The 16,734-nt window shown below is 73.4% G+C and carries 18 protein-coding genes; 4 read left to right on the top strand and 14 right to left on the bottom strand.

The window, feature by feature from the left end:
* Positions 1–22: 22 nt before the first annotated feature.
* The 9 genes from mutM to M1O15_RS06575 all read right to left on the bottom strand — a co-directional run bounded on the left by mutM (position 23) and on the right by M1O15_RS06575 (position 9,175).
* Positions 23–886, bottom strand: a complete 864-nt coding sequence (gene mutM / locus M1O15_RS06615; RefSeq protein ID WP_248632301.1) for a bifunctional DNA-formamidopyrimidine glycosylase/DNA-(apurinic or apyrimidinic site) lyase — start codon at positions 884–886, stop codon at positions 23–25.
* 205 nt (positions 887–1,091) lie between these two features.
* A complete protein-coding gene (gene rnc / locus M1O15_RS06610) occupies positions 1,092–2,018 on the bottom strand; it encodes a ribonuclease III (protein WP_248632300.1) in 927 nt (308 codons plus the stop codon).
* Positions 2,019–2,026: 8 nt separating this feature from the next.
* Positions 2,027–2,200 carry a 50S ribosomal protein L32 gene (gene rpmF, locus M1O15_RS06605; protein WP_015036448.1) on the bottom strand — a complete coding sequence of 58 codons (174 nt, stop codon included), beginning with the start codon at positions 2,198–2,200 and terminating at the stop codon, positions 2,027–2,029.
* A gap of 2 nt (positions 2,201–2,202) precedes the next feature.
* The gene (locus M1O15_RS06600; protein WP_248632299.1) at positions 2,203–2,805 is read right to left on the bottom strand and encodes a YceD family protein; all 603 of its coding nucleotides are present in this window, start codon (positions 2,803–2,805) and stop codon (positions 2,203–2,205) included.
* Positions 2,806–2,982: 177 nt separating this feature from the next.
* The gene (locus M1O15_RS06595; protein ID WP_248632298.1) at positions 2,983–4,068 is read right to left on the bottom strand and encodes an ATP synthase subunit B family protein; all 1,086 of its coding nucleotides are present in this window, start codon (positions 4,066–4,068) and stop codon (positions 2,983–2,985) included.
* Positions 4,069–4,162: 94 nt separating this feature from the next.
* Positions 4,163–4,651 (bottom strand): pantetheine-phosphate adenylyltransferase, encoded by a 489-nt coding sequence (gene coaD, locus M1O15_RS06590; RefSeq protein ID WP_248632531.1) that lies wholly within the window; start codon positions 4,649–4,651, stop codon positions 4,163–4,165.
* Between the two features lie 26 nt (positions 4,652–4,677).
* Positions 4,678–5,277 (bottom strand): 16S rRNA (guanine(966)-N(2))-methyltransferase RsmD, encoded by a 600-nt coding sequence (gene rsmD, locus M1O15_RS06585; RefSeq protein WP_248632297.1) that lies wholly within the window; start codon positions 5,275–5,277, stop codon positions 4,678–4,680.
* Between the two features lie 79 nt (positions 5,278–5,356).
* Complete coding sequence (recG, locus tag M1O15_RS06580) at positions 5,357–7,498, bottom strand: ATP-dependent DNA helicase RecG (protein ID WP_248632530.1); 2,142 nt, start codon at positions 7,496–7,498, stop codon at positions 5,357–5,359.
* A 93-nt stretch (positions 7,499–7,591) separates the two neighbouring features.
* The gene (locus tag M1O15_RS06575; RefSeq protein ID WP_248632529.1) at positions 7,592–9,175 is read right to left on the bottom strand and encodes a DAK2 domain-containing protein; all 1,584 of its coding nucleotides are present in this window, start codon (positions 9,173–9,175) and stop codon (positions 7,592–7,594) included.
* A gap of 238 nt (positions 9,176–9,413) precedes the next feature.
* On the opposite strand from M1O15_RS06575, the gene rpmB reads away from it, so the two are divergent.
* Positions 9,414–9,599 (top strand): 50S ribosomal protein L28, encoded by a 186-nt coding sequence (gene rpmB, locus M1O15_RS06570; protein WP_105867062.1) that lies wholly within the window; start codon positions 9,414–9,416, stop codon positions 9,597–9,599.
* A gap of 374 nt (positions 9,600–9,973) precedes the next feature.
* Here the strand turns inward: rpmB and thiD are convergent, their stop codons facing one another.
* Both thiD and M1O15_RS06560 read right to left on the bottom strand, forming a co-directional pair.
* Entirely contained in the window at positions 9,974–10,756 is a 783-nt protein-coding gene (thiD, locus tag M1O15_RS06565; RefSeq protein ID WP_248632528.1) for a bifunctional hydroxymethylpyrimidine kinase/phosphomethylpyrimidine kinase, read from the bottom strand.
* Positions 10,757–10,779: 23 nt separating this feature from the next.
* Positions 10,780–11,748 carry a thiamine-phosphate kinase gene (locus tag M1O15_RS06560; protein WP_248632296.1) on the bottom strand — a complete coding sequence of 323 codons (969 nt, stop codon included), beginning with the start codon at positions 11,746–11,748 and terminating at the stop codon, positions 10,780–10,782.
* 320 nt (positions 11,749–12,068) lie between these two features.
* On the opposite strand from M1O15_RS06560, the gene M1O15_RS06555 reads away from it, so the two are divergent.
* Positions 12,069–12,302 (top strand): Lrp/AsnC family transcriptional regulator, encoded by a 234-nt coding sequence (locus M1O15_RS06555; protein ID WP_248632295.1) that lies wholly within the window; start codon positions 12,069–12,071, stop codon positions 12,300–12,302.
* A gap of 164 nt (positions 12,303–12,466) precedes the next feature.
* Here the strand turns inward: M1O15_RS06555 and M1O15_RS06550 are convergent, their stop codons facing one another.
* From M1O15_RS06550 to M1O15_RS06540, 3 genes are all read right to left on the bottom strand, one after another.
* Positions 12,467–13,618 (bottom strand): D-alanine--D-alanine ligase family protein, encoded by a 1,152-nt coding sequence (locus M1O15_RS06550; protein ID WP_248632294.1) that lies wholly within the window; start codon positions 13,616–13,618, stop codon positions 12,467–12,469.
* 119 nt (positions 13,619–13,737) lie between these two features.
* Positions 13,738–14,784 (bottom strand): NAD(P)H-dependent glycerol-3-phosphate dehydrogenase, encoded by a 1,047-nt coding sequence (locus M1O15_RS06545; protein ID WP_248632293.1) that lies wholly within the window; start codon positions 14,782–14,784, stop codon positions 13,738–13,740.
* On the bottom strand, positions 14,781–15,533 hold the full coding sequence (locus M1O15_RS06540) for a lysophospholipid acyltransferase family protein (protein WP_248632292.1): 753 nt from the start codon (positions 15,531–15,533) through the stop codon (positions 14,781–14,783). The genes M1O15_RS06545 and M1O15_RS06540 overlap by 4 nt, the downstream gene beginning before the upstream one ends.
* Before the next feature lie 139 nt (positions 15,534–15,672).
* Here M1O15_RS06540 and cofC point away from each other — a divergent pair, with 139 nt between their 5' ends.
* Both cofC and M1O15_RS06530 read left to right on the top strand, forming a co-directional pair.
* The gene (gene cofC, locus M1O15_RS06535; RefSeq protein WP_248632291.1) at positions 15,673–16,371 is read left to right on the top strand and encodes a 2-phospho-L-lactate guanylyltransferase; all 699 of its coding nucleotides are present in this window, start codon (positions 15,673–15,675) and stop codon (positions 16,369–16,371) included.
* Between the two features lie 28 nt (positions 16,372–16,399).
* On the top strand, positions 16,400–16,603 hold the full coding sequence (locus M1O15_RS06530; RefSeq protein ID WP_248632290.1) for a hypothetical protein: 204 nt from the start codon (positions 16,400–16,402) through the stop codon (positions 16,601–16,603).
* Positions 16,604–16,734 lie beyond the last annotated feature (131 nt).

Below are 16,734 nucleotides of genomic sequence, written 5' to 3'. Positions count from 1 at the left end.
GCCGCCTTGTCTTCCGTGGGCCTCAGACCACCGGCGGCCGGGGCGGGCGCTGGCAGCGGGGGCAGTAGTAGCTGGAGCGGTTCATCCAGGGGCGGCGGCGGATCGGGGTGGCGCAGCGGGCGCAGGGCAGGCCCTCGCGGCCGTAGGCGTCCAGCGACCGGTCGAAGTAGCCGGACTGGCCGTTGACGTTGACGTACAGGCTGTCGAAGCTGGTGCCGCCGACGTCCAGGGCGGCGGTCATCACGTCCCGGATGTGGCCGAGGAGTTCGGCGGAGCGGGGCCGGGTGAGGGTGGCGGTGGGGCGGTCGTAGTGCAGGCGGGAGCGCCACAGCGCCTCGTCGGCGTAGATGTTGCCGACGCCGCTGATCAGGGTCTGGTCGAGCAGGGCACGCTTGAGGGTGGTGCGGCGCAGCCGGAGCGCCCGGTGGTAGGCGTCCTCGTCGAAGGCGGGGTCGAGCGGGTCGCGGGCGATGTGCGCGATGGGTATCGGCAGCCCGTCGGGAGTGTTGTCGTGCAGCGAGAGTCCGCCGAAGGTGCGCTGGTCGACGAAGCGCAGTTCGGTGCCGAGCGGGTCGGCGAAGCGGACGCGGACCCGCAGGTGCTTCTCGTCGGCGGCGGTGTCCGGCTGGACGAGGAGCTGCCCGCTCATCCCGAGGTGGCCGAGGACCGAGGCGTCGGTGTCGGCGAGCGGCAGCCAGAGGTACTTGCCGCGCCGCCTGGGCACGCCGAGGCGGTGGCCGGTGAGCCGGGCGGCGAAGTCGTCACCGCCGGCCAGATGGCGGCGGACCGCGCGCGGGTGCAGTACCTCGACGGCGGCGACCACACGGCCGCTGACCCAGCGTTCCAGTCCGCGCCGGACGACTTCGACCTCGGGCAGCTCGGGCAACGCGACTCCTCGGACGGGAAACGGACAGGACACCGACGGGAACGGACGGGGGCCGACGGCAACGGGCGGGAAACCCTCCGGGCCACCCGGGAAACCCCCGGGGCCGCCTGGGCAACCGCCCGAACCACCTGGGAAACACCCCGTGGCACATGGGAAACCCCGCCGCCCCGGAGTGTTTCCCGGTGCGGCGGGGCGGTGGCGGTGCTCAGCGGGTGGCCGAGTCCGCCACCCGGGAGGAGCCCTGCGCCACGGAAGAGGTGTCGGCGGCCTCTTCCCGGGCGGTGGGCGCCTCGGCGGAAGCGGGAGCACCGTTCGCGGCGGGTGATTCCGGTGCCGGGGTGGCGCCGGTGCCGTCGGCCGCGGCCTTGGCCGCCGCCTCCCGCTCGTCCGCGGCGGCCTTGATGGACCGCCAGGCGGACTCCGCCGCCTGCTGCTCCGCTTCCTTCTTGCTGCGGCCGGTGCCGGTGCCGTACGAGACACCACCGACGCGGGCGGCAGCAGTGAAGGTCTTCTCGTGGTCCGGTCCGGTCTCACTGACCAGGTACTCCGGAACCCCGAGACCCTCGGCCGCGGTGAGTTCCTGGAGGCTGGTCTTCCAGTCCAGGCCGGCGCCGAGGTTGGAGGACTTCTCGATCAGCGGGTCGAAGAGCCGGTGCACCAGCTCGGACGCCGCGTCGAGGCCCTGGTCGAGGTAGACCGCGCCGATCACCGCTTCAAGGGTGTCGGCGAGGATGGACGCCTTGTCCCGGCCGCCGGTGCCTTCCTCGCCCCGGCCGAGCCGGATGAAGGCTCCCAGGTCGAGGCCGCGACCGACCTCCGCCAGCGCACGAGAGTTGACCACCGCGGCCCGCAACTTGGCCAGCTGGCCTTCGGGCAGGTCGGGGTGGGTCCGGTACAGCGTGTCCGTGACCACCAGGCCGAGCACGGAGTCCCCGAGGAACTCCAGCCGCTCGTTGGTGGGCAGACCGCCGTTCTCGTACGCGTAGGAGCGGTGGGTCAGCGCACGCACCAGAAGGGCGGACTCCAGGGTGTACCCGAGCCGCCCTTCCAGAAGCGTGTGGGACGAGGCCGTGTTCTCCGCCTGCTTCTTGGCGTCTTCCGCCGTCTTCTGGCCAGACACGGTGCCTCTCACCAGCCCGCTCAGACCGAGAGGACCTGGCGCTTGTTGTACGTGCCGCAGCTCGGGCACGCGATGTGCTGCAGCTTCGGCTCCTGGCAGCGCTCGCACGACACCAGGGTGGGGACCGCAGCCTTCCACTGCGACCGGCGGTGGCGCGTGTTGCTGCGCGACATCTTCCGCTTCGGAACAGCCACGGCTACTTCTCCTGCTTCTCGTCGACGCCAGGTTCGGCGCCGCTCATGTTGTCCTTCTCATCGGTTCCGAGTGAACCGGCGAGTCCCTGCAGTGCCGCCCAACGGATGTCGACGGCGTCATGGTGGTGGTCGGGGTCCTCGTTCAGGTCGAGCCCGCAGTCGGGGCACAACCCGGCGCAGTCCTCCCGGCACACCGGCTGCATGGGCAGTGCGAGCACCACCGCATCGCGCAGCACGGGTTCGAGGTCGAACATGCCGTCCTCAAGGGGGACGATGTCCTCGCCTTCCCCGTCCTCGTCGTCCGCGGGCTTGTGCCGCCCGCGGTCGTCGGTGTCGGGGTACGAGTACATCTCCTGGAAGTCCGCGGCGACCTCGCGGTGCAGCGGCTCCAGACACCTTACGCACTCGCCTGCCGCCGACGCACGGGCGGTGCCTGTGACAAGCACACCTTCCATGACCGACTCCAGGCGCAGCTCCAGCTCCACGGGCGATCCCTCGGGGACGGCGATGACGCCGTCCAGGCCGAGGTCGGCCGGTGCCGGTACCGAGCGGTCGAGACGCTGCAGGGCACCGGGACGCCGGCCCAGCTCGTGTGTGTCGAACACGAGGGGGTTGCGGTGGTCGAGGCGCGTACTCAGGGCTCTTCCTGCTTTCGGTTTCGTCTGGGGGCCGCCCGCGGTCGCGCAGTGCGCCGACGCGGGCAGGCTGGATCGCGGACGTACTCGCGACCGAAGAGCCAGGATACCTCCCCGGCTCGCTCCGTCCCAATCGGGGCCGGAGGCTCAGCGCCCCTGCTCGTAGCGGCGCAGCTGCTCCAGGTCGATCATGCTGGTGTCGAAGAAGCTGGTCTCGTCCAGCGCGGCCGGCTGTGCCTGCTGGTTGTGTCCCTGCTGCTGGTGCCCGTGCTGGGGGTGCCCCTGCTGCGGGACCGGCTGCTGCTGCTCGTAGCCGTAGGACTGCTGCTGCCCGTACGCCTGCTGCTGGTCGTAGCCCTGGTACGCGTAGGGGTCCTGCGGGTAGCCGTAGGCGTCGGCGGCCTGGGGGTACGCGTAGGGGTCGGCCTGCGCGGGCACGGCGGGCGCCACCGGCTGCGGGGGCGCGGCGGGGGCGGGCGGGGCCTGCGCGGCGGCGGCCTCGGGCTCGGCGACGGCGGCCAGCCCGGCCAGGTAGTCGGCGTCGCTGGTGTGCAGCGGGTTCCCGGCGGCGTCCTGGGCGGCCATGTGCGCGCCCAGCTCGTCGCTGGCGATCCGCCCGTGCAGCTTCTGCCTCCCCCGGCCGACGGCCTCCAGGGTCTTGCTGAGCACCGCCTCGAAGGCGCCGAGCTTGGTGTCCACATAGGCGTCGGCGCGGCCGATCAGGGTGGCCGGGTCGGCGCTGTACTCGGGGGCGTCCGCGTCGCCGTAGCCCTGCTCGTCCAGGCCGGGGCCGCGGCCGAGCAGCTTCTCCCGGCCCCGGTCGACGGAGCCGATGGTCTTGGTGAGGACCACCTCGAAGTTGGCCAGCTTGGAGTCCACGTACTCGTCGGCCTCGGCGCGGATCTCCTCGGCCTCCTGGCGGGCCTCGGCGAGGATGCGGTCGGCCTCGGCCTGGGAGCTCTGGGCGACCTGGGTGCCGGAGATCAGCGAGCCGCGTTCGGCGTGCGCCTGCTCGATGATCCGCCCGGCCTCGGCGCGGGCCTGCTCGACCAGCTGGTCCCGGCCGCCGATCAGCTCCTGGGCCTGCGCCAGCGAGCCGGGCAGGGCGTCCCGCAGGTCGTTCAGCAGGGCGAGCAGTTCGGCGCGGTTGACCACGCAGGAGGCCGACATGGGCATGGACCGGGCGCCCTGGACCGTCTCGACGATCTCGTCGAGCTTCTTGTGCACGTCCACCGTGTGCTCTTCCACTTCGTGCGGCCGGGATGGAGAGGTTCGAAGGACGACTGTACGGCCCGCCGGGCGGCCCCGGACAGCGGATGACGGGCCGTCAGGCCTTCCTGCGCTCCGCCAGCCGCTCGACCAGCGCCTCGTGCACGGGCGCGGGCAGCAGATGGGAGACGTCCCCGCCCCAGGCGGCGACCTCCTTGACGAGTGAGGAGGACAGGAAGCTGTAGGTGGGGTTGGTCGGCACGAACAGCGTCTCGACCCCGGACAGCCCGTTGTTCATCTGGGCCATCTGCAATTCGTAGTCGAAGTCGCTGACCGCGCGCAGCCCCTTGACGATGGCCGGGATCTCCCGCTCCTTGCAGAAGTCGACCAGCAGCCCGTGGTGGGACTCCACCTCCACGTTGCCGTACTCGCCGGTGACCCGGCGGATCAGCTCCATCCGCTCCTCGACGGTGAACAGGCCCTGCTTGGAAGCGTTGATCATCACCGCGACGTGCACCACGTCGTAGAGCCGGGCGGCCCGGGCGATGATGTCGAGGTGGCCGTTGGTGATGGGGTCGAACGACCCCGGGCAGACTGCGCGGCGCAACTGAAGTCCCTCGCTCTCGGATCCGGTCATCGTGCGCCCTCCTCGGGGAAGGCCCCCTCGGGGAAGGCGGCGCGACCGTACCAGAGCGTGCCCTCGCCGTAACGCCGTGAGCGCAGCGGCTCGAACCCCTCCGGCCAGCCGAACTCGCCGCCCCTGGTCCCGCGCTCCACGGTGACCAGCGCGTCCTCGGCCAGCCAGCCGCCCGCCGCGAGTGTGAGCAGGATCTCGCCGAGCTCGGCGTCCGGGACCGCGTACGGGGGGTCGAGGAAGACCACGTCATAGGGCTCCGCCGGGGCAGCGCCCGCCACCACCTGCTCGGCCTTGCCGGTGCGCACCTCGGCGCCGGGCAGCCCCAGCGTGCGGACGTTCTCCCTGAGCGTGCGGGCGGCCCGCTGGTCGGCCTCCACCAGCAGCGCGTGGGCGGCGCCCCGGGACAGCGCCTCCAGGCCCACCGCACCGGACCCGGCGTACAGGTCGGCGACCCGCGCCCCGTCCAGGCTTCCCAGGAACGCCACCCAACTGGAGAACAGCCCCTCGCGGGCCCGGTCGGAGGTGGGGCGGGTGCCGTTGCCGGGCGGTACGGCGAGGCGGCGTCCGCCGGCCGTCCCGGCGATCACGCGGGTCATCTGCTGTTCTTCCGTCCACGTCGTTCGGCGTCTACCGGGCCGCGCACGGCCCCCGTCCCACGATACGGGCCCGGTGCCGTCAGCCCTTGTCCAGATACTCGGCGCGGTCCTTGTCCAGCAGGGCGTCCAGCGCGATCCGCAGCTCCGGCAGGTGCTCCAGCTCCGGGTCGGCGGCGACCACCGCGGCGGCCTCCTCCCGGGCGGCGGCGATGACCTCCTCGTCCTCGATGACCGCGAGCACCCGCAGGCTGGAGCGGACCCCGGACTGGGCCTGCCCCAGCACATCGCCCTCCCTGCGCTGCTCCAGGTCGATCCGCGACAGCTCGAAGCCGTCCAACGTCGACGCCACCGCCGACAGCCGCCCCCGGGCCGGGCTCGCCTCGGGGGCATCGGTCACCAGCAGGCACAGTCCGGCCGCGGACCCGCGGCCGACCCGGCCCCGCAGCTGGTGCAGCTGCGAGACCCCGAACCGGTCGGCGTCCATGATCACCATGGCGGTGGCGTTGGGGACGTTCACCCCCACCTCGATCACCGTGGTGGCCACCAGCACGTCCGCCTCCCCCGCGGCGAACCGGCGCATCACCGCGTCCTTGTCGTCCGGCGCCATCCGCCCGTGCAGCACCTCCACCCGCAGCCCGGCGAGCGGCCCCTTGGCCAGCTGCTCGGCCACCTCCAGCACCGCCAGCGGCGGCCGCTTGTCCCCGTCCTCCCCTGCCGCGGCGCCCTTCTTCCCGCTCTTCTTCTCGTCCTCGTCGTCGCCGATCCGGGGGCAGACCACATACGCCTGGTGGCCGTTCTCCACCTCCTCGCGCACCCGCTCCCAGGCGCGGGCCAGGAAGTGCGGCTTGTCGGCGGCCGGCACCACATGGCTGGCGATCGGCGAGCGCCCGGCCGGCAACTGGTCCAGCACCGAGGTCTCCAGATCGCCGAAGACCGTCATGGCCACCGTCCGCGGGATCGGGGTGGCGGTCATCACCAGCAGATGCGGCGGCTGCTTGCCCTTGCCCCGCAGCGCGTCCCGCTGCTCCACGCCGAACCGGTGCTGCTCGTCCACCACCACCAGGCCCAGGTCGTGGAACTTCACCTTGTCCTCGATGAGGGCGTGGGTGCCGATGACGATCCCCGCCTCACCGGTCACCAGGTCCAGCAGCGCCTGCCGCCGCGCCGCGGCCCCCATCGACCCGGTCAGCAGCACCACCTTCGTCGCCTGCTCGGCGCCCCCCAGCAGCCCACCTTCCGCCAGCTCCCCCAACATCTCCACCACCGACCGGTGGTGCTGCTGGGCCAGCACCTCGGTGGGCGCCAGCATCGCGGCCTGCCCCCCGGCGTCCACCACGGCGAGCATGGCCCGCAGCGCCACCATGGTCTTGCCCGAGCCGACCTCGCCCTGGAGCAGCCGGTGCATCGGGTGCTCCAGCGCCAGATCCCCGAAGATCTCCGCGGACACCTTGTCCTGCCCCTCGGTGAGGGTGAACGGCAGCTTGGCGTCGAAGGCGTCCAGCAGCCCGCCCGCGGTGGCCACCCGGGGCACCGCGGCCAGCTGGGTGTCGGCGTGGCGCCGCCGGGCCAGCGCGACCTGAAGCACGAACGCCTCGTCCCACTTGAGCCGTTCCCGTGCGTCCAGGATGTCCGCCTTGGTGGCGGGCCGGTGGATCATGCGCAGCGCGTCCGGCAGCTCCGCCAGCCCCCGCCCCTGCCGCAGCGAGGCCGGCAGCGGGTCCACCGCGTCCGACACCCGGGGCAGCACCGCGTCCACCGCGCGGGCGATCTTCCAGGACTCCAGCTTCACGGTGGCCGGGTAGATCGGGATGAGCGCCCCGGCCCAGGAGTCCACCGCCGGCTCGCCGTCCCCCTCCTCGCCCCGCAGCAGCTCATACGCCGGGTGCGCCAGCTGGGTACGCCGGTTGAACACCGACACCTTCCCGGCGAACATCGCCCGGGTGCCCGGCAGCAGCTCCTTGTGCGGCTTGTGCACGCCCTTGCCGAAGAACACCAGCTGCAACCGCCCGCTGCCGTCGGTGATCGTCACCTCCAGCCGCTGCCCGCGCCCCTTGGCCCCGTTGAACGTGTGCACCCGGGCGTCGGCGACCCTGGCCACCACCGTCACATGCTCGTCCAGCGGCAGATCGGCCAGCGTGGTCAGCTCACCGCGCTCGGCGTACCTGCGCGGATAGTGATGCAGCAGGTCGCCGACGGTGTGCAGCTCAAGCGCCTCGGCCATCACCTTCGCGGTGGCGGGCCCCAGCGACTTCTTCAGGGGTTCGTCGAGTCCGGACACGCCCCCATCGTCCACCACCCCACCGACAACCGCCGTCTACTCCACCCCGATCAGCAGCAGCGGAGCCTGCGGCCCACCCGCGTACACCACCGTGTCCACCGCCAGCCGGGTCCCCCGGACATACGCCTGAAGCCCGTCCGCCAGCCCCTCCGGAGCGTCGTCCGCCACCACCAGGGTGACCAGTTCGCCGCCGCCGGACAACATCCGGTCCACCACCTCCCGTGCCGTCCCGGCCACGTCCTGCCCGATCACCGCCACGTCCCCGTCGATGAGCCCCAGTGCGTCGCCCGCCTGGCACACCCCCGCCGAGGTGAACGACTGCCGCTCCGCCAGCGCCAGTTCCCCGTACCTCGTCGCACCGGCCGCCGCCGTCATGGCCACCACGTCCTCGTCGAACCGCCGCTCCGGCTCGTGCACCGCGAGCGCGGCGATGCCCTGCACCGCCGACCGGGTCGGGATCAGCGCCACCCGCACCCCCTCGCCCCGTACCTGCTCGGCGGCGGCCGCGGCGGTGTGGCGCAGCTCCACCGCGTTCGGCAGCAGCACCACCTCATGGGCGTGCGCCCGCCGGATCGCCTCGGCGAGCTCCCCGCTGGCCGGCGACTCCCCCGCCTTGACCAGCACCGTCGTCGCCCCCGCCGCCTCGCAGAGCGCGGCCAGCCCCTCGCCCGGCAGCACCGCCACCACGGCCCGCTGCACCCGCTCCACCATCGGGGCCGCCCCCTCGAAGTGGGTGATCCGGATCCGGTACGGCCGCCCGGCCTCCACCCCGGCCTCCACGGCCGCGCCCGCGTCGTCCACATGCACATGGACGTTCCACAGCCCGTCCCCGCCGACCACCACCAGCGAGTCCCCGAGCCCGTCCAGCCGCTCCCGCAGCCGGTCCACCGCGGCGTCCTCGGCCTCCAGCAGATAGATCACCTCGAAGGCGGGCCCACCCGCCGCGCACTCCTCCACCACCGGCACCGGCCGGGCCGCCCGCACCGGCCGCGCCGGGGCCGCCCCCGACAGCGCCTCCACCAGCGCCCCCAGCACCGCGACCAGCCCGCGCCCGCCGGCGTCCACCACCCCGGCCCGCTCCAGCGCGCCCAACTGCCCCGGCGTCGCCTCCAACGCCACCCGCGCCCCCTCGTACGCCCTCCGCGCCACCGTGGCCGCGTCCGCCCCGCCCACGTCCTCGCACGCCCGCGCCGCCGCCGAGGCCACCGTGAGGATCGTCCCCTCCACCGGATGCGCCACCGCCCGCCGCGCCTCCGAGGCGGCCTCCGCCAGCCCCCGGGCCAGCAGCTCACCGGAGCACTCCGCGCCCTCGGCGGCGGCCAGCACCCCGGCCATCCCCCGCAGCAGCTGCGCCAGGATGGTCCCCGAGTTGCCCCGCGCCCCGAGCAACGCCCCGTGCGCCATGGCCCGTACGGTCTCCCCGACCCCGACCCCGGCCCCCGCCAGGGCCTCCACCGCCTCCCGAGCCGACTCGGCGGTCAGGTACAGGTTCGTCCCGGTGTCCCCGTCGGCCACCGGGTAGACGTTGATCGCGTCGATGTCCTCGCGTTCCCGCCCCAGCGCCTCCAGCGCCAGTGAGCACCAGAGGCGGACCGCGGCGGAGTCGAGCGGGTGCGGCACCGGGAGGTCCTCCTTGGGCGGAACGGGCTGCACGGCAGCGTAGACCTGCGACGATCCCGGCCCCGGGGCGGGGCGGGAGCGAGCCATGGTAGTTTCGTTCTACCGAAGCGGTCGTTGTATGCTGCTCCGGTTGCCCGATGAGAATCGGGCCATTCCCCCGGCAACGCCACTCGGTCACCGAACTGATCCGGCTCGCCGGATTTCACCGTACGTGCATCTGAAGTCTTTGGAGTGACCCGTGGCTGCCAACTGCGACGTCTGCGGCAAGGGGCCGGGCTTCGGCAACAACATCTCGCACTCGCACCGCCGTACGTCCCGTCGCTGGAACCCGAACATCCAGCGCGTGCGTGCCGTGGTCAGTGGGACGCCGAAGCGCCTCAACGCCTGCACCTCGTGCATCAAGGCCGGCAAGGTCGCGCGCTGACGCCTACGTCGTAGCGCAGCCTGTCGGTTGCCAGAAGAGCCGGTCCACCTCGGTGGACCGGCTTTTTGCCGTACCCGGCCGTCGGCCGGGAATCGCGCAGCCACCATGGCGGGTCAGCCGCCCACCGGCCGGGTGGGGGTACGCAGGGTCGCGCGCGCAGCGGCCGAGCGTAATGAGGCGGTGCGCTTGAGCGTCGAACGGTCAGCGCGAGCCGCGAGCACGTGAGCCCGGAGTGCCCACGCCCCCACCCACCGAACCGCAGACCCGACCACCGAAGGCGCACCCGGCCACCGCACCGCACCAAGCACAGACCCACCCGCGTCAGCGGGCCCACCGGCCGGTGGGCGAACCCCCGGCCGCCGCCCGCCCCAGGGCTACCTCAGCCGCCACCCGTGGTCCACCGGCCCGATCCCCGCACCCAGGGCGAAGCCGGCCGCGATGGCCCCCGTCACGTACTCCTTCGCCGCCCGCACCGCCTGCGGCACCGTGAGGCCCTTGGCGAGCCCCGCGGCGACCGCCGAGGCGAGGGTGCAACCGGTGCCGTGGGTGTGCCGGTTGTCGTGCCGGGGGGCCCGCAGCCAGTGCTCCTCGGTGCCGTCGGTGAGCAGGTCCACCGCGTCCCCGGCCAGATGGCCGCCCTTGATCAGCGCCCACCGGGGCCCGAAGGCGAGCAGCGCCCCCGCCGCCTCACGGAGGTCGTCCTCCCGCTCCACCCGCACCCCGGTGATCTGGGCCACCTCGTCCAGGTTGGGGGTGGCCACGGTGGCGACCGGCAGCAGCGCGCCCCGTACCGAGTCCAGCGCGGACGCGGCCAGCAGCGAGTCCCCGTGCTTGGAGACCCCCACCGGGTCGACCACCACCGGCGCCTCGGTACCGGCCAGCAGCTCCGCCACGGCCTCCACCAGCGGGGCGGTCGCCAGCATCCCGGTCTTCACAGCCTGGACGCCGATGTCGTCCACCACACTGCGGTACTGGGCGCGCACCGCCTCCGCGGGCAGCTCCCAGGCGCCCTGCACGCCCAGCGAGTTCTGCGCGGTGACGGCGGTGACCACGCTCATCCCGTGCACCCCGAGCGCCAGCATGGTCTTCAGGTCGGCCTGGATCCCGGCGCCGCCGCCCGAGTCGGACCCGGCGACGGTCAGGACGTTGGGCAGCACACCCGGACCACCGTTGACGAAACTCACTGCTGCGGCTCCTCTCCGAAGTGGTCCCAGCCGCCGGTGGCGTGCCAGGGCGCCCCGTCCACGGTGACCTGGGGCAGGGCCGAGGGGTTGACCACCTCGCCGATCACCTTCCAGCGGGCGGGCAGCTTCACGTCCGGCGGGAAGGTGGCGACGATGGCGTGGTCCTCGCCGCCGGTGAGCACCCACTGCATCGGGTCCACGCCGACGGCCTGGCCGATGTCGTTCATCTGGGTGGGGATGTCGATGCACCCGGAGCGCAGGTCGATGCGGACCTTGCTGGCCTCGGCGATGTGGCCGAGGTCGGCGATCAGCCCGTCGCTGACGTCGCACATGGCGGTGGCGCCGAGCCCGGCGGCGGCGGGGCCCGCGTGGTACGGGGGTTCGGGGCGCCGGTGCGCCTCGACGAAGGCGCGCGGGGAGCGGAAGCCGCGGGAGAGCACCGCGTACCCGGCGGCGGACCAGCCGAGCCAGCCGGTGTAGGCGACCACGTCGCCGGGCTGGGCGCCGGCCCGGGTGACGGGCTCGTGGTTGCGCAGGTCGCCGAGGGCGGTGATGGAGACGGTGATGGTCTCGCCGCGCACCACGTCGCCGCCGACCACCGAGGCACCGGCCACCTGGCACTCGTCGCGCAGGCCGTCCATCAGCTCGGTGGGCCAGGCGGCCGGGAGTTCGGCGGGGACGACAAGGCCCAGCAGCAGGGCCGTCGGGACCGCGCCCATCGCGGCGATGTCGGCGAGGTTCTGCGCGGCGGCCTTGCGGCCCACGTCGTAGGCGGTGGACCAGTCGCGCCGGAAGTGCCGTCCCTCCAGCAGGATGTCCGTGCTGGCCACGACGCGCCGGTCGGGCGCGGCCACGACCGCGGCGTCGTCGCCCGGCCCGACCCGTACCGCCGGGGTGGTGGTGAGCCGGGAGGTGAGCTCTCTGATGAGCCCGAACTCCCCCAACTCGCCCACAGTGCCCTTCACCGAGGTTCACCTCTCCATATGCTCGTGAGTCGAAGCGGCCGCCACCGTACGGCCGCGCCCCCGTTCCGGGCCCGGGGCCCGGTTCCGTACCGCCCCCCGAACCCGGCCCCGTACCGTTCGTCGCACCCGGCCCCGTGCCTCCCCCGCGACCGGGGGCCGTCAACTCCCCGCGCACCGGTCCACCGCCCGGGCGCCGCGTGGACCGCGCGGGTCTCCCGCTCGCCCACGGCGACGCGGTACCGTGGCGTCCCTTTCTTTGACCTGCCGTTCTCCCCGCCGAGGGCGGGGACCAAGATCCTCATGGCCGCCCTGGAGGTTCCGTGGTACAGGCGTACATCCTGATTCAGACCGAGGTGGGGAAGGCGTCGACGGTCGCCGAGACCATCGCCAAGATGCCGGGGGTGGTCCAGGCCGAGGACGTCACCGGCCCCTACGACGTCATCGTCCGCGCCCAGGCGGACACGGTCGACGAGCTCGGCCGCATGGTGGTCGCCAAAGTGCAGCAGGTGGACGGGATCACCCGCACGCTGACCTGCCCGGTCGTCCACCTCTAGCCCCCGTATCCGGCCGCTCGCCCTGTCCCGGGCGGCGGCCCGGGGGACGGGGCGATCGTACTGCGCGGTCACCCGCCCGGCCTACCGACAGCCTCCCGTACCGGTCCCCGGTACACCACGAGGGGCGGCCGCCCACCAGGCGGCCGCCCCTCGAACGCGTTCGGCTAGCGCAGCCCCGTCGGGCGGCGCAGCGCGGCCTGGATGAGCCGGTCGATCAGCTCGGGGTAGTCCACGCCGCTCTCCTGCCACATCCGCGGGTACATGGAGATCGGGGTGAAGCCCGGCATGGTGTTGATCTCGTTGATGACGAACTCGCCCTCGTCGGTGAGGAAGAAGTCCGCCCGGACCAGGCCCTCGCAGGCGGCCGCCTCGAACGCGGCGATGGCGAGGCGCTGCACCTCGGCGGTCTGCTCGGGGGTGATCGGGGCGGGGACCACCCCGGACGCGGACTCGGCGCCGTACTTGGCCTCGAAGTCGTAGAAGTCGTGGGCGGTGACGGGCGGGATCCAGGCCGGGACGGAGGCGCGCGGCCCGTCCTCGAACTCCAGCACGCCGCACTCGATCTCGCGGCCGGTGAGCAGCGACTCCACGATGACCTTGGGGTCGTGGCGGCGGGCCTCCTCGACCGCCTCGTCCAGGTCCTCGAAGCCGTCGACCTTGCTGATGCCCATGGAGGAGCCGGCCCGGGCGGGCTTCACGAACAGCGGCCAGCCGTGCTCGGCGGCGAAGTCGGCGATCCGCTTGCGGGCGGCGGCGGGGTCCTGCTCCCACTCGCGGGGGCGGATCACCTCGTAGGGGCCGACCGGCAGCCCGAACGAGGTGAAGATCCGCTTCATGTACTCCTTGTCCTGGCCGACGGCCGAGGAGAGCACCCCGGCGCCCACATAGGGCACCCCGGACAGCTCCAGCAGGCCCTGGAGGGTGCCGTCCTCGCCGTACGGCCCGTGCAGCACGGGGAAGACGACGTCCACGTCGCCCAGCGCCTTGGGCACCGAGCCGGGTTCGCTGTAGACGACCTCGCGGTTGGCGGGGTCGACGGAGAGCACCACGCTGCCCTCGGTGGACTCGGCGAGGTCGCCGACGCTGGGCAGGGTGCCGCCGGCGATGGCCATCCGCTCCGGTTCGTCGGCGGTGAGCGCCCAGCGGCCGTCGGTGGTGATGCCGATCGGCAGCACGTCGTAGACGTCCCGGTCGATGGCGCGCAGCACGGCGCCGGCGGTGACGACGGAGATGGCGTGCTCGGAGCTGCGTCCGCCGAAGACGACGGCCACGCGCGGCTTGTGCTCGGGGCTGGTGGGGAGGTTCTCGCTGCTCATATCGCGTTGAGGGTACCCGCTCGCCCCGGGCTCGTCAGTGACCCGCCCCGCCGGTCCACCCGCCCGGCGCCCCTCCCGCTCCCCCGGCCCCGGTCGGTGAGCCGCCCCGCCGCCGGGCGTCAGCGCCGCTCGGGCTTGGCGGCGCGGGACATCAGCTCCTTGAGCGCGACCATCGGCGGCTTGCCCTCGTGGACGATGCCGACGACCGTCTCGGTGATCGGCATGTCGACGCCGTGCCGGCGGGCCAGGTCGAGCACCGATTCGCAGGACTTCACGCCCTCCGCGGTCTGCCTGGTGACGGCGATGGTCTCCGCGAGGGTCATGCCCCGGCCCAGGTTGGTGCCGAAGGTGTGGTTGCGGGAGAGCGGGGAGGAGCAGGTGGCGACCAGGTCGCCGAGGCCGGCGAGTCCGGAGAAGGTCAGCGGGTCGGCGCCCATGGCCAGTCCCAGCCGGGTGGTCTCGGCGAGGCCGCGGGTGATCAGGGAGCCCTTGGCGTTGTCCCCGAGGCCCATGCCGTCCGCGATGCCGACGGCGAGGCCGATGACGTTCTTCACCGCGCCGCCCAGTTCGCAGCCGACCACGTCGGTGTTGGTGTACGGGCGGAAGTACGGGGTGTGGCAGGCCGCCTGGAGGCGGCGGGCGTTCTCCTCGTCGCGGCAGGCGACCACCGCGGCGGCGGGCATCCGGGCGACGATCTCCTTGGCCAGGTTGGGTCCGGTGACCACGGCGACCCGCTCTTCGAGGACACCGGCGACCTCCCCGATGACCTCGCTCATCCGCTTGGCGCTGCCGAGTTCGATCCCCTTCATCAGGGAGACCAGCAGGGTGTCCGGGGCGAGGTGCGGGGTCCAGGCGGCGAGGTTGTCGCGCAGCGTCTGGGAGGGGACGGAGAGCACCGTGAAGTCGGCGCCGTGCGCGGCCTCGGCGGGGTCGGTGGTGGCCCGGATGGAGGCGGGCAGTTCGGCGCCGGGGAAGTAGTCGGGGTTGGTGCGGCCGGTGTTGATCGCGTCCACGACCTCCTTGCGGCGGGCCCAGGTGACCACCTCGCAACCGGCGTCGGCGAGCACGATGGCGAAGGCCGTGCCCCAGGAACCGGAGCCGAAGACCGCGGCCTTCGGGCGCCTGGCGCCCCCAGCGGCGTGTCCCGGCTGTTCGGGCTGTGTCACGTGACTTCCTCCCCTGCCGCCCGGCGCCGCTGCGCGAGACGGGCCTTGCGGTGGTCGTACGGTTCGGGCGGCGCCTGCTCGCCGCGCACCTCCTCCAGCAGCGCGGTGATCGCGACCATGATGGCCTCGGTCGCCTCGCGCAGCACCTCGCCGGTGGGCTCCTTGTCGTAGAAGCGGTCCAGGTCCACGGGCGGTCCGGCGCGCACGATCAGCGTCTTGCGCGGCAGCAGGTTGAGCCTGTTCTCCTTGGCGTACGGCGGCATCGCCAGGTTGGCGCCCCACTGGGCGACCGGGATGACGGGCACCCGCGTCATCAGGGCGACCCGGGCGGCGCCGGTCTTGCCGGCCATCGGCCACATCTCCGGGTCCCGGGTGAGGGTGCCCTCGGGGTAGAAGGCGACGCACTCGCCGCGCTCGATGGCGGCGACGGCGGCCCGGAAGGCGTTCAGGGCGTCGGTGGTCTCCCGGTAGACGGGGATCTGGCCGGTGCCGCGCAGGATCGCGCCGACGAACGAGCCGCGGAACAGCGCGGCCTTGGCCAGGAAGCGCGGCACCCGTCCGGTGTTGTACTGGTAGTGCGCGTACGACAGCGGGTCGAGATAGGAGTTGTGGTTGACGGCGGTGATGAAACCGCCCTCGGCGGGAATGTGCTCCGTTCCCTGCCAGTCCCGCTTGAACAGAACCACCAGCGGCGGTTTTGCGATGACCGCCGCCAGGCGGTACCAGAAGCCGATTCTGCGGCGGGACACGCGCACACCTTCCTTAAGGGACTTGGCTCGACCGGGGATCAAGTGTGGCCCCGGGCCCCTGGTCTGTCGAGGACACGGTACGCCCCGCCTCGGACACCGGACGGCCGGACGGTCCCGGGGCCGGGCCACAATGGGCGCGGTGCGCACGGCGCGCCCTGAGGAAGGAGAGCCCGCCACGAACCCCGATCCGACCGGCGCCTGGTCGCTGGTCGTTCCGCTGAAACCCCTTGTACGGGCCAAGAGCAGGCTGAGCGGTGCCGCCGGCCCGCTGCTGCGGCGCCGGCTGGCGCTGGCGTTCGCCGAGGACACCGTGGCCGCGGCGCTGGCCAGTGCGGCGGTACGGGATGTGTTCGTCGTCACGGACGACCGTACGGCGGCGCTCGCCCTGACCGCCCTGGGCGCCCGGGTGGTGCCGGACGCCCCGGCCGCCGGGCTGAACGCGGCGCTGGCGTACGGGGCGGGGGCGGCCCGGGCGGTGCGGCCCGGGGCCCCGGTGGCGGCCCTCAACGCGGACCTGCCGGCGCTGCGGCCCGCGGAGCTGGCGCGGGTGCTGGCGGTGGCCGGGGAATTCCCGCGCGCTTTTCTCTGCGACGCGGCGGAAATCGGTACGACTTTGCTGTCGGCGGCGCCCGGAGTCGAATTGGACCCCGCTTTCGGCGGCCCCTCGCGGCACCGCCATTCGGTGTCGGGCGCGGTGGAAATCCTGCTGCCGGACGTCGCCTCGGTACGGCAGGACGTGGACACCCCCGACGACCTGCGCGCGGCCGTGGAACTCGGCACCGGCCCCCGCACCAGCGCCCTCTGGGCCGCCCGCGAACCGGTACGCGACCGGGGCTGAACCGTCGGCGGCGGCTAGGCTTTGGGGCATGCAGGCCACCGCGTACACCTACGATCCCGGCACCCGCAGCGGCAGTGTGCTGCTCGACGACGGCACCCCGGTGGACTTCCCCGCCTCGGCGTTCGACGCGGGCGGGCTGCGGCTGCTGCGGCCCGGGCAGCGGGTGCGGATCGAGACGGAGGGCGAGGGCGAGGCGCGGCGGATCACCCTCGTCACCCTGCAGACCTTCTAGCCGCGCCCCCGCGCCAGAGCGCACGACAGCCCGCCGGGCCGGGCCTTCCTCGCGGAGGGCCCGGCCCGGCGGTGCGACTTTCGATCCGGTACGGCGTGCGGCGGAGCTCCGCCCCCGCGGGGCGGGGAAGC

Source organism: Streptomyces lichenis (genome assembly GCF_023218175.1).
Classification (GTDB): domain Bacteria; phylum Actinomycetota; class Actinomycetes; order Streptomycetales; family Streptomycetaceae; genus Streptomyces; species Streptomyces lichenis.
Note: the sequence above shows the minus strand (reverse complement) of the source record. Positions and strands in the feature narration are given on the sequence as shown.